This is a genomic window from Fusicatenibacter sp. (genome assembly GCF_977045365.1).
Window position 1 is genome coordinate 1 of record NZ_CDRRUH010000015.1, and the last position, 12,446, is coordinate 12,446.

Annotated in this window: 10 protein-coding genes; 3 read left to right on the forward strand and 7 right to left on the reverse strand. The window is 43.1% G+C overall.

Features of this window, described 5'->3' with window-relative positions; genetic code table 11:
• Positions 1-431: 431 nt before the first annotated feature.
• Positions 432-1,754, forward strand: coding sequence for an RNA-binding domain-containing protein (locus ACY2VW_RS05225; RefSeq protein ID WP_461877307.1), 1,323 nt, complete (start codon positions 432-434; stop codon positions 1,752-1,754).
• A gap of 296 nt (positions 1,755-2,050) precedes the next feature.
• On the opposite strand, the gene ACY2VW_RS05230 is transcribed toward ACY2VW_RS05225, so the two are convergent.
• Positions 2,051-4,123 (reverse strand): ATP-binding protein, encoded by a 2,073-nt coding sequence (locus ACY2VW_RS05230; protein WP_461877309.1) that lies wholly within the window; start codon positions 4,121-4,123, stop codon positions 2,051-2,053.
• A 650-nt stretch (positions 4,124-4,773) separates the two neighbouring features.
• On the opposite strand from ACY2VW_RS05230, the gene ACY2VW_RS05235 reads away from it, so the two are divergent.
• Both ACY2VW_RS05235 and ACY2VW_RS05240 read left to right on the forward strand, forming a co-directional pair.
• A complete protein-coding gene (locus tag ACY2VW_RS05235) occupies positions 4,774-5,223 on the forward strand; it encodes an Abi family protein (RefSeq protein WP_461877310.1) in 450 nt (149 codons plus the stop codon).
• Positions 5,196-5,558 carry an Abi family protein gene (locus ACY2VW_RS05240; RefSeq protein WP_461877311.1) on the forward strand — a complete coding sequence of 121 codons (363 nt, stop codon included), beginning with the start codon at positions 5,196-5,198 and terminating at the stop codon, positions 5,556-5,558. The genes ACY2VW_RS05235 and ACY2VW_RS05240 overlap by 28 nt, the downstream gene beginning before the upstream one ends.
• Positions 5,559-5,829: 271 nt before the next feature.
• Here ACY2VW_RS05240 and ACY2VW_RS05245 read toward each other — a convergent pair whose 3' ends face one another.
• From ACY2VW_RS05245 to ACY2VW_RS05270, 6 genes are all read right to left on the reverse strand, one after another.
• Positions 5,830-6,822: a hypothetical protein gene (locus ACY2VW_RS05245; protein WP_461877313.1), complete on the reverse strand. Its 993-nt coding sequence runs from the start codon at positions 6,820-6,822 to the stop codon at positions 5,830-5,832.
• A gap of 117 nt (positions 6,823-6,939) precedes the next feature.
• Positions 6,940-7,755, reverse strand: a complete 816-nt coding sequence (locus ACY2VW_RS05250) for a hypothetical protein (protein ID WP_461877314.1) — start codon at positions 7,753-7,755, stop codon at positions 6,940-6,942.
• Between the two features lie 265 nt (positions 7,756-8,020).
• Complete coding sequence (locus ACY2VW_RS05255; RefSeq protein ID WP_461877315.1) at positions 8,021-9,028, reverse strand: hypothetical protein; 1,008 nt, start codon at positions 9,026-9,028, stop codon at positions 8,021-8,023.
• Between the two features lie 9 nt (positions 9,029-9,037).
• Complete coding sequence (locus tag ACY2VW_RS05260; protein ID WP_461877317.1) at positions 9,038-9,721, reverse strand: PilZ domain-containing protein; 684 nt, start codon at positions 9,719-9,721, stop codon at positions 9,038-9,040.
• Positions 9,721-10,335 (reverse strand): signal peptidase I, encoded by a 615-nt coding sequence (locus ACY2VW_RS05265; protein WP_461877318.1) that lies wholly within the window; start codon positions 10,333-10,335, stop codon positions 9,721-9,723. The genes ACY2VW_RS05260 and ACY2VW_RS05265 overlap by 1 nt, the downstream gene beginning before the upstream one ends.
• Positions 10,332-12,443, reverse strand: coding sequence for a hypothetical protein (locus tag ACY2VW_RS05270; RefSeq protein WP_461877319.1), 2,112 nt, complete (start codon positions 12,441-12,443; stop codon positions 10,332-10,334). Before ACY2VW_RS05270 ends, ACY2VW_RS05265 begins: the two co-directional genes overlap by 4 nt.
• Between the last annotated feature and the right edge of the window lie 3 nt (positions 12,444-12,446).

A 12,446-nucleotide genomic window follows, 5' to 3' on the forward strand; every position in this document is an offset into this window, starting at 1 on the left:
TGCAGAGCGCGAATTGCAAGGAACAGATTTGAAGGCGTACCGGGGTACGACGAAAATCTGTGACGCAGTAATTCACGCTCTGCGGTGCTGAATTTTTTGCATTATTTTCGGGGATTGCTATAAGGACATTCGCAACATGAACGACGATGAACTTCTGGACATGGATTATTTCTTAAACGAAGACGATTTATTTGCCGATGAGGCTGGTGTAGAAGGTTTTTATATCTTTTAAACAGTGTCGTTTACGTATGCCAGCCTGCATTGTCATGGAGTTTCAATAGAAGAGTCCGCGTTCCTGTTTTAAAAGTTATGAATTTTCACATTTAGTCAGTGAACAAAGTGAACTTTCACTATTCTGTATTGAAAAAAGTGAAAAAAGAAAGTATAATATAAGATGTCATTAGATAAACTGTTACGAGGAGGGATGATGTATGCAATATGAAAGCGAACGTATTGAATATAAATCGCAAATGGTCGATGACATCTATAAGGAAGTTATAGCATTTGCGAATACGAACGGTGGTGTTATCTACATTGGCATTGATGATAACGGTAATGTGACCGGCATTCATAATGTAGATGATACTTACACTCGCCTGACCAATGGCATTCGTGATGCTATTGCACCGGATGTAACCATGTTTGTGCGGTATGTTCTGGAAAATAATAAAGTTATCCGAATTGAAGTTGGAGAAGGAAGTTACAAGCCTTATTATTTGAAGTCCAAGGGGATGAAGTCGAACGGTGTTTATGTTCGCCAGGGTGCATCTAGTGTGCAGGCATCTCCAGAACAGATTCGCAGAATGATCAAAGATTCAGATGGTGATGTTTTTGAGGAAATGCGTACCGTTGTACAGGAGCTGTCCTTTGAGGAAGCAGAACGTACCTTCGCGCGATATAAAGTGGATTTCTCCGAAGAAAAATATATTGCACTCGGATTGCGTAATATCGACGACGATCAGTATACTAACTTAGCCATGCTCCTGTCAGATCAGTGCCAACATACTATAAAAATTGCCGTGTTTGGTGATGAAGCGAATATTACTTTTAAAGATGCAAAGGAGTTTTGCGGTTCTATTTTCAAACAGCTGGATGACAGCTATGCATATCTGACGCTATGCAATCGCACTGCCGCCACATTCAAGGGGCTGGAAAGAGTTGAGACTTCTGATTACCCGGAAGCCGCTTTGCGTGAAGCATTGCTCAATGCAATTGTACATCGTGATTATAGCTACAGCGGAAGCATCATCATCAACGTCAATGATTTTTGCATAGAATTTATTTCAATTGGCGGTTTACTTCCGGGACTTTCTGCGGATGATATCCGTAATGGCATTTCACAGCCACGCAATCGCAAGTTGGCTGAAATCTTCCATCGTTTAAGGCTGATCGAGTCATACGGTACTGGTATCCGCAAAATCTATGCGCTTTACAAAAACTGTGCTGTGCAACCACGCATTGAGGTTACAGCAAATACCTTCAAACTGATATTGCCTAACATGAATGCCCACAGTGCCATTACAGAACATGTACCAGAAACATCTGAAAAAACACCCGTGACGATCACTCCTCAAATGAAAATGGTAATAGATTATTTGAATGAGTATGGCGAAATGACAGAAGAAGATCTACAGGAGCTCTTGAATATTAAAAAGACAAGAGCCTATCTGCTTGCCCGTCAGATGAATGAAAATGGATTGATTGATATTATCGGAAGAGGTGCTGCAAAAAAATATAAGTTGAGTACCAGCTGAAAAATGTAGAGGATATGCAAAACGCCGGAAATGTTGTATTCTTTTCAGTTACATGACTATACCAGAAGTCGGGGAAATAGCAATTCATCAGATGTACCGAAAATACGTGAAGGAGATTGGGGATAGTAGACAATAGGAAAAATTAGGATAAAAGAAAAGCCATGGCTTGGAAACCATGACCTTTCAATTCGCATTTGCAGTCTTATTCAGCAGAAATACCTGCCAGTTTTACATTTACGTTATAATATCCTACAGAACGTGAAAAATGGGCGTACGGATTTGAGAAGTTGCAACCACTACACACAATATTCACACAAAATTCTCTTTACGTTTTCAATTTTTACAGGCTTTGCCAAGTGAGCATTCATTCCTGCTGCCAGACACTTTTCTTTATCTTCTCTGAATGCATTTGCTGTCATGGCAATAATCGGGATTGTATCAGCATCTTGATGTTTCAGTGACCGGATTGTTTTTGTCGCAGTAAGCCCATCCATTACAGGCATCATGATATCCATCAGAATTGCGTCAAAATAACCTTCCGGTTTCTCCTGAAATATTCTGACCGCCTGCAAGCCATCATTTGCAACTGTCATATTTGCACCTTCATCAGACAACAGCGTTTCCGCAATTTCTGCATTCAGTTCATTGTCCTCCACCAGCAATAAGTTTAATCCGCTGATATCCATCTGTGCCTCTGTTTTCTTTACTGTATCTGGTACAGGAGCAAGCTTAAACGGAATCCTGATGATAAAGGTTGAGCCAACGCCTTCTTCGCTTTTAACTTCAATAGTTCCACCCATCTTTTCAATCAGACCTTTTACAATCGCCATTCCCAGTCCAATTCCCTGCTGTGTACTTCTTGCATCCTCTCTTTCCTGCGAAAACGGATCAAATATATGCTCCTGGTATTCCCTGCTCATACCAATGCCAGTATCAGTAATTGTCCACTCATATGTCGTAATTCCGTCAACAGCTTCTGCATAATCTAACACAGTTGTTATCTTTCCGCCAATTCGGTTATACTTAATGCAATTTCCATAAATATTAAGAAAAATTTGTCTCAAATGCACCGGACTTCCATAAATAAAAGGATATCGAATCCCTTCTTTTTTTGAACGGAACTGCATTTGAATACCTCTGTCTTTTGCCCGCTGTTCTATGATAGTCAGAACATCCTGACTTAAATCGTCAAAGTTGATAATCTCCTGCGTCAGAGGTACATTTCCATCTTCAATTTTGCTCATCTGAAGGATATCGTTAATCAGAGACAATAGGTAGTCTGCAGCTACCTGCATTTTTCTGAAATTTTCCAGAACCAATTTCTTGTCATCAAAATGCTTCTCAGCAATCTTCAGCAATCCGATAATACCATTCAGCGGGGTTCTCATATCATGAGACATCCTGGAGAGAAAATCAGACTTGCTTTTATTTGCTTTCTTTTCACTTTCCAATGCAATTGATTTGTGCATGAAGTCATTTTTATCCAACATGAGATTCCAATGTTCAATGGTTCCGTCTTCCTTTATTACTTTCTGTCCACGATCCTCGATGTATTTGTATGTGCCGTCCTTACAGCGTATCCGGTAAATAGTAGCATAATGATCAGAATGCGTATATTGATTTAATGCATCTGCAAGTCCGACCTTCACGTCATCCGGATGAGCAAGACCGATAATATTACCGCCAGAAGCGTCCAACAGTTCCTTTGGTGTTGCGTAACCGAGCATATTTGCAAATTGTTCTGAAACATATTTAAAGGAATATTCCGGGTCATCATTACTGATTTTGACGCCGCCAGGGATGGATACAGTAAATAACTCCAGCTGACTTTGCAGTTTCTTTGTCAATTCCTCGATCATAGCCGTATGCTTTTTCTCTTCTGCCAAAAGCTTCGCATACTCTCTGTTTGATTTTTCCAGTGCCCGCTCTTTTTCCTCTAAGCGGTAATGTTCTGTACGGTCAAGAACATAATTAACTGCAATGACATCTCCAGTTTCCTCTTCCCGATACAGAGCCATGTGATCTTCTGCAAGCATAGGCTCAAAAGTAGCAGTCCTGGTCCAGTATCGGAACGATATATGACGTTCGCCATTTGCAAAATGCTTTAAAAGTCGTTCTCTGTCAAACTCGTGCAGAAAATCTTGAAGACCTTCTTCAGGTATGGTCAATGCCCATGCATCCACCAGACTCTGTAAGCTTGAATTTTCCGGTAAACCTAATTGTTCATTCAGATTATATTTTTTTCCATTAACTACCTGATACATGGAACCACGTACGATATTCTTTGTGAGATTGATCACGCAGTATCCATCGGCAATAGCAAATACCGACTCTTCCAAAAAACGATTATTAATAATGTCCTGACTCATACAACTTCTCCTCGTTAATCTTCTATAGCAAGAATTATATCTTTATTTTTTTGTATCCGTCAATAAAAAAGTGTGTGGTACCTATTCAAATACTTTGTCACCCATTTCTCTACCGACTCCCAAAGTGTACTTTGCTCCCATATAATATCCTGTTTTTTCGCATATTGCTTTCTCCCTTCTGAAATTCTCTTTTCAGTTACATGACTATACCAGAAGTCGGTGAATAGCAATTCATCAGATGTATCGAAAATGCGTAGAGGAGATTGGGGATAGTAGACAATAGGTGGGAAATCAGAGTAAAAAAATTTAATGGTATCTGGCAATAACAATCTAGGAAAAAGGAAACCACAGACGCCACAACCGCCTGGGGAGATTCTTTTTACAACATAAATCTAATTTGTTTTATGCAGTTTTTCCAGCTACGTTCCGTGAGGGGAGACTGACCCCTTACGGAGGGATTAGGATAAATTTTGGCTATTTTGCACATTGATTTTTTTATCTGTTATACATATAATAGTTCTAACAGGACTCCCCGCACCTCTCAACGATGTGCCCCAGGGGAGACATTTTTTTATACGGAGATATTTTATGAATGAAGTAAAACCACACCTGTCCTACGAGAAACAAATAAATAAGTTGCGTGAAAAGGGATGTATTATAGACGATGTTCCTTTTGCAGAGATGTTTTAGTCAACATCGGTTATTACAGATTGTCTGCCTATTTTTTACCATTTAAAAATTTTGATGGAACCTATATGGACAATCTTTCATTTGAAAGAGTATATCGAATTTATGAATTTGACCGAAAGCTCCGCAATTTATTATTCTCTGCCATTGAAGTTATTGAAGTACGCTTTCGCACGAGACTTGCACATTTTCACTCAGAAAAATATGGTTCTCTTGGATATTTGGATGCCTCTTCATTCAATTCAAAACATAATACTGATAAATTTAAACAGAACATTGACCGTGAAATTGAAAACAACAAGAAAGTTCTGTTTGTAAAGCACCATATAGATAATTACGATGGTCAGTTTCCGTTATGGGTAATATCTGAATTATTTACATTTGTATGCTTTCGTATTTTTATAATGACCTGACAACCGCAGATAAGAAAGCATTTGCAGGTGCCGATTATAAAAATATGATCAGTTGGATGCGCTGTTGCACCGATCTACGGAATATATGTGCACATTATGGCAGACTTTATTTTAGAATTTTCTCTGCAATGCCTTCCGGATTTCAAATCTCCGAAGCTGCAAAACGAAGACTCTGGTGTGCAATACTTTCTGTAAGAGCATTATACCCATCTGCCGAAAAATGGAATTCTGAATTTATGCCAAGAATAGACGCTCTTTTTGAAGAATACAAAGAAGATATTGATCTATATCATTTAGCTTTTCCAAGAGACTGGACAACACAATTGAAGAAATAATATAACTTGGAATTCTGGTTCAAGGAATTCCTTTTTTGCTTGTATATGCTTTGTTATTAGTGTGCTTTGTCCCCATATAATATCCTGCTTTTTTCGCATATTGCATTTCTCCCTTCTGAAGTTCTCTTTTCAGTTACATGACTATACCAGAAGTCGGGGAAATAGCAATTCATCAGATGTACCGAAAATGTGTGGATGAGATTGGAAATAGTAGACAATAGGGGAAATATTGGGATAAAAGAAAAGCCATGGCTTGTGCCATGACCTTTCTTTATTGTCCGCTTGTCGCTACACCTGCAAGTTTGACGGTAACATCATATGTCGTTGTATCATTTTCAATTGCTTTACCATTGATGCAATCAGCATCGGTACCTTCCATCCAAATATATACATGAATAATTGTTCCATTGTAGTCTACTTTTTCGGCGATTGGCATAGAACCATCTGGCACTGTATAATTATCGCCATTTTTGCTGGCAACCCAGTTTTTTCCACTTTGATCTATAAATTTCCCATCACCTGTTCCAAATATATGATTGTAAGAAGATGCAACTAATACAGGATTTCCATTATCATTCTTTATACTCGTCCAGCCATTAATTGCAGCAAAATCATTACCTTTACCTGTTTCGTCTTTTACAGCATAAACAACCTTTAACGTTTCTGTTCCTGTTCCCTTTCCATCTGTACCTACTGGCTCAGTAGTAATTGCAACACGAAGCGAATCTGTAAATGTAGAAACTCCGTTACCATTTTTTGCAGTAATCACAATTGGTGGCTCATTGCCATCATCTTCCAGATATACGTCTGCTAAACCTGTTTGCGAAATCGTGTAAACGATATAGTCACTCTTGATAAAGGCAAAATATTTTTTATCTAACGTATATTGTCCCGGTTTTGCATCCACCCCTGTATCAAAGTCAGGAGATTTATAATTAACTACTTTTCCTGCATCATTCATACCTTGGCAAATATACCAATTTGTTATATCGTCGGAAGAAGCCGGACTTAGAATACCTCCATTTGAAAATGCCTCCAATGATTTCGTGCCGCTACCATGATCAGCTCCAGAAGCAGCATCATTAATCTGCAGAACAAATCCATTTGTTTTGGCACTTACTGTATTTGTAGTTGCTTTTACTGTGTTATTTGCAACATACCAGGCATAAGTAGCAGAAGAAAGTGCAACCAAAGCAGTTAATGCACCTGCTGCCGCGCCGATTAATTGTTTTTTCAGCATTGAAATGGTGTTATTAGTATTCATTCATAATCTCCTTTTCTCAAAATTGCTGATATTCCGAAAAGCAGGATTATGTTCCTGCTTTTCGGAATATCCCCCACGCCACAACCGTGGGGAACAAACCACATATTGCTTTATGTATTATTTGCTTTCATTAGGTGCATTTACTTCCTGATTCTGTGTATTAACAGGTGTTGCTGTAAATGTAACGGTTGCTCCGATTGCAGTCAGTTTATTCAAGTTGTCTGTATAGACATTTGTCTCTGAGCCATCATAGAATACGTAAACATCTACATCTACAGAACTGTTAGCTGCAATTGTATCAGCAAGAACTCCATCTGTATTGTTACCTGCCGCTGAAACTTTGTCCTTGTATTCTGTTAATACAGTGCCATCTGCACTTTTTTTGTAAACTGCCCAATTATCACCACATACTACTAATACAGAAAGAGCATCTTCAAGTCCATCAGTACCTTTTGAAGTAAGTTCAACACCAGCTACTTTTAAGTTTTTAAAGGATCCTGCTTTTGCATCTGCAGTACCAATTTTGAAACTCTTCTTAATTGCGAACTCGCCTGTTACTGCTGTTGCTGCATCTCCAACATCATAACGAGAGTTTGTTAATTCTGTTGTCGCAGTAGATGCACTTGCGTATGCAGATTTGAATAATGGTTTATTATCTGTATTCTTTACAACCTGTGCAGGATACAGCTTTACATCTGCTTCATCTGCATAAGAAATAGATGTTGTAGATCCCGCTGTAATCGCAGTCTTATCAATTTTCAGGAACGGTGCATTACTCTGTGCACTAATTTTACTTGTTGTTGCTTTTACCGTATTATTACTTACAAACCAAGCATACGTACTTGATCCCAGCGCTACAGCGGCAACGCATACCATGGCAACTGCTGCTGCCATCTGCTTTTTCAGCGCTTTGATGCTTTTGTTATCTTTCATATTCTTTCTCTCCTTTGTACAGTTCGGCTCTTTCTTTTGGAGGTTTTGTTGTAAATCGCTATGCATTTTCAATAATTAGATCAAACTCTCACCGGGCCCGGTTGAAAGAGTTTTTCTTCTTCACCGTTTCCGGTGAGGATCTCATCTAACTGCACAGTATGTGCTGTCATTTTCATGCCCTCTTTTTTGAAAAAGCCGGCTTCTGTTTTGGTTAATTGGTATCTATATAAACGGCGGTTGTGGCACAGTTTATAACATAAGTAAATTATTTATTTCGTCTGTTTTCCCAGGTAATCTCCTGGTCTGTATAGTAAGCGTCATTCGGAACGTCGTTTCCGGCGGCGCTGATTGGTTTATTTCCTGTCAGGGTATCTTTGATGTCGGTGATGAATTTCCACAGCAGGCTGGTATCGTCGTCGTAGTCGGCGTCGATGTGCATGCTGAATTCCACGCTTCCGCCGATAATTTTATCGACGCACTCCGGGTCGTCGCCCTCCATCCAGATGACGATGGTGTAGCGGTCGACGTTTCCTACGAGGAAATCTTTTTCTTCATACTGGCAGACGATGTCGTTGTCCACGAAATTGGTACATCCGCTCTCCGGTTCGCCGGTTTTGGACGGCTCGGCATAGACGACGCGTTCTCCGTTCCGCCATATGGCGACGCGGACAGCGTCTTCGGCTCCTTTGGCACAGGAATCCAGTGTGATGCTGGCGACGTAGCCTAAATCCTCTTTTCCCGCATTCCGCACGTAATAGGTGTAGGCCATATAGTTCTTTCCGTTGTGCGTGCCTTCCTGCTCATCCAGATCGTCCGGCAGATCGTCGATGGAAATGTTGGTGGCATCTTCTACATTGGCTGCCATCAGGCGGGCGGTTGCTCCGTCAAAGTTTCCATTGTCAGCGATGCTGATTCCCTTCCGGTACAGCTCCAGTCGGTCCAGGTTGATGGTGAAGTTACCCATCTTCTCCTGCATAAATGCGGTGATAAAGAGGATGCACACCAGCAGCAGCATGCCGAGCAGTGCTAACTGCAGGCGATCCAGCCGGAGCAGTGCGGCACCGATCTGACGGCGGCGGCGGTGCGGCCGGTACATGCTGACAACCTTTTCCGGGTCAATATCGTCCCCGTATTTTGCCATCAGGTTTTCCAGCTCTTCAATTCGGATGACCTGATCCGTTTTTTCTTTTCGTTTTTGAAATCTGGAACGTTTTTTCTTCTGTTTCAGCTTTTCAATTTTCTCTTCCTGTTTTTTAGTATCTTTTTTCTTCATAAGCCGTTTTTACAGTTTGTATCTCTGTTTCACATAAGCTACGTAATCCTGCATTTCCCGTCCTTCTTCGACGGTGGAGAAGCGGAGCTGAATACCGGCTGCGAAGCGGAATGAGCCGCCTTTCGGCAGTTCCCGCATCCAGCAGATGACACCGACCGCATCACGCGATTCCTGTCCTTCTCCTGCATTTCCAAGGCGGGGAAGTGTGAAGATACAACTCTCTCCGACCTGAAACCAGCGGTTCATGCATACCGCCATACCGTTATTGGAAATATCCATCGTTTCTCCGGTTTCTTTTTCAATCTGGCCATCGGAATTCAATTCCCAGGTGTCCTGCATGTAAGTTACCGGAAGCTGGATTTTCAGTCGGATATCGCGGCGCTGGACGAACTGTCTCTGCTCCGTGACACGGCGTACTTTCCAGTAGCGGCGGATTCCTTCTTTTACTACATCGTCTACATAACCGGCGACAAGGCTCTGTGCATCGCCCTCTCCGTACCGGAACAGCAACTTCTGTGTCTCCTCCGGGATCAGCAGTTTGCCGTCCACCATGGGGATGGAAACCAGAAATGCGGATTCATCCAGTGCTTTATTAAAAGTACAGATCATATTGAACTGTGGTTCCTGTCCTGGCGGCACATCATAGGCCAGCTGCATTTTTGCCCCGTGTTTTGCCTGTAAACTTCCTGCCATTATTCTTGACCTCCAGAATTTTTATGTTCTCTTATTTCACGCAAAGCCTCCTCGATTGCCGCTTTTTCTTCATCTTCTGCAATCTGCTTTGCCAGCTTGACGGTTTTTATGGTATTTCCGACCAGCATCACGGCCAGCGGAACCAGGATAACCGGAATGAAAAGGAGTGGATTTGCCATCAGTCTTGCGAGCTTTCCGAGAATTATGGATGAACCAACTACTTTTCCAAGTACGGCATTTGCATCGGTATCGTAAGTGTCTACGATGTTATTGGCGTCTCCTTTTGTTTTGAATGTTCGCTGTGTCCCATCGACCTGCACTTCTGTGACGCGGTGTGTGTTGACGGCACCGTCCAGTGCGGGATCGGACGAATAGAATGATATGACGTCTCCCACTTTGATTTCTGACGGATCGGTTTTCTTTACGAGGATCAGCGTATCAACGGGGTACGTCGGCTCCATACTGCCTGTCGTGATGCGGAATACGGTATAGCCAGCGATGCTCGGCGCTTCGCCCGGTTTGGTGAACAGTACGATGCACAGCACTACGACGGCTCCCGCAATGGTTACAACGGAAATGAAGTTAATCAGATGAAGAATTATTTTCTGAATCATTCGCCGTCTCCATCCTCTTTTTTGCGGTCTTTTCTGCGCTCTTTCAGTGCATTGACCAGGTAATGGGAAAGGCTGTTTGCCTCGGCTTTTGCCAGTGCTTTGTCCTTTTCTTTCTGAACAGCCTCAAGCTGCTTTTTCGCATTCTCGGCGGCTTCCTGTGCTTCTTTCTGAATCTGCTTTACTTCCGCCTCAGCTTTCTCGATGGCCTCGCTCGCCGCTTTCTGTTTCTTCTCTTTTTCTTCTTTTGCTTTTTTTGCTTCCTGATGCGCTTTCTCGGATCTTGCTTTCCACTCTTCGCATTCGCGCTTTGCCGCCTGCTCGGCATTCTCCGCCATCCGGCGTTTTTCTTCTGCCTCCGCGATCCGCGCTGCCGCCTCTTCCTGTGCGGCTGTTGTCTGCTCGGCTGCTTTCGCCTCGGCCTCTGCAATCTGCTCTCCGGCGTTTTTCTGCGTCACTGTGACTTCTTCCGCCGCTTTTGCTTCGGCTGCCGCAATCTGCTCTTTCGCATCTTTCTGCGCCACTGCAGTCTCTTCGGCTGCTTTCGCTTCCGCCTCTGCAACCTGCTTCTGTGCCTTCTCGCGGGCTTCCTGCACCTGCTGTGCGGCTTTTTCCTGCTCTGCCGCAATCTCGGCCTGTGCTGCTTTCCGGATCTCTTCGAGTGCTTTCGCTTTTTCTTTCTCTGCCTGTGCCACTGCCTCCGCCAGCTCGCGCTGTGCATTTTCAATGGCTTCTCTTGCTTTTTCTCTCAGTGCTTCCAGCTCCTCATTTGCTTTCACCTCGGCCGCTGCAAGCGCTTCTTCTTTTTCTTTTTCAAGAGCGGCAATCTGCGCTTTTGCATTTTCTTCTGCCGCTTTTCTTGTCTCTGTTTCCTGGTTCACCGCCGTCTGGAGTTCTTCTTTTTCCTGCTCCAGCTGCATTCTCATCTGCTCCAGAAAATCCATCTGCTGTGTTGCGGAATCCAGCTGGAATTCCGTCTCGGACAGCTGGTTTTCCAGATCCTGGCTCCGCTGTTTCTCTTCTGCGAGATCGGCTTCCGCTTTCAGCTGTGCCTCAGTCACTTTCTCCACAAACACTTTGCGGATTTCGACCTCCGGAATATCCCGGTCTTCTACGATTTCTTCTTTGATTTCTTTGACAAACTTCGGTTTGACCGGCTCCCGGACTTCTTTCGCAAGCTCGGTCACATTCCGCTGATCCGACTCCAGAATACTCTTAAACACCGTATAATTCGTAATGAAGTTGATGTACATCTGCAGCAGGTACTCTTCGTCGAACTGCAGCGCGGAATCCTGTTCCTCGATGGAATAGCCCACCTCATCGTAACTCTCGATAAACTGCCACAGCTGGTAGCATTTTCGATAGTTCGGATCCTTCATCATCAGGTTCGTTCTCTGAATCGGGCTCCGCACTTTGGCGCAGCCGTTCATCAGGTCACAGAAGGAACTGGTGCGCAGCGTCCGCGACAGACGGCGCACACGGTCGATTCTTTTAAAGAGTTCCATATGGTCGGTATCATTTTCCACGTAGCTCTGCCGGTTTTTGATCGTCATCTCGACTTTGTAGGAAATCTCTTCATACGCGTCGTCGATCTTACTCTCCATGCTCATAACGTTGCATGTCTCATCTCCGGTCGACCAGAAGATGACATCCGTTCTCTTATCTACGAATGCGAACAGCCGCTGAATCAGGTGGTAGACGAACCGGTTCTCGTACAGATCGAAGCTTTCCTCGCTGGTGACATTCAAAATTCTGGTCGGCTGGATCTCTCCATTTTCATTCGAGGCGATAAACTGTGTATTCTGGCTTAAATGCCGTACGCTGTCCGCCGTGATCTTTTTGGCAAGTGCAACAGGCACAACCTCCTCGGTCGTCGCAATAAAACGCCGCGGCTTATCGACAATGTTGAAAATGGCTTCGATACCCTCTTCCACAACAGTCAGCCACCGCTCATCAATGACCTTGTGGAGAATGCGGTTTTTCTGCTCCAGCGTATTGTCGCCCGCCTGTATCATCTCAAAGAGATACTGGAAATACCGGTCGTCCTCCAGGGACTCTGCCAGACTCGTATATTGAGAATATAAATCGCTGATTGTGATATCTTCTGCCATACT

Coding starts and splice junctions, on each gene's coding strand:
- ACY2VW_RS05225 (WP_461877307.1), top strand. CDS start 432: ATGCAATATGAAAGCGAACGTATTGAATATAAATCGCAAATGGTCGAT.
- ACY2VW_RS05230 (WP_461877309.1), bottom strand. CDS start 4,123: ATGAGTCAGGACATTATTAATAATCGTTTTTTGGAAGAGTCGGTATTT.
- ACY2VW_RS05235 (WP_461877310.1), top strand. CDS start 4,774: ATGTATTATAGACGATGTTCCTTTTGCAGAGATGTTTTAGTCAACATC.
- ACY2VW_RS05240 (WP_461877311.1), top strand. CDS start 5,196: ATGCTTTCGTATTTTTATAATGACCTGACAACCGCAGATAAGAAAGCA.
- ACY2VW_RS05245 (WP_461877313.1), bottom strand. CDS start 6,822: ATGAATACTAATAACACCATTTCAATGCTGAAAAAACAATTAATCGGC.
- ACY2VW_RS05250 (WP_461877314.1), bottom strand. CDS start 7,755: ATGAAAGATAACAAAAGCATCAAAGCGCTGAAAAAGCAGATGGCAGCA.
- ACY2VW_RS05255 (WP_461877315.1), bottom strand. CDS start 9,028: ATGAAGAAAAAAGATACTAAAAAACAGGAAGAGAAAATTGAAAAGCTG.
- ACY2VW_RS05260 (WP_461877317.1), bottom strand. CDS start 9,721: ATGGCAGGAAGTTTACAGGCAAAACACGGGGCAAAAATGCAGCTGGCC.
- ACY2VW_RS05265 (WP_461877318.1), bottom strand. CDS start 10,335: ATGATTCAGAAAATAATTCTTCATCTGATTAACTTCATTTCCGTTGTA.
- ACY2VW_RS05270 (WP_461877319.1), bottom strand. CDS start 12,443: ATGGCAGAAGATATCACAATCAGCGATTTATATTCTCAATATACGAGT.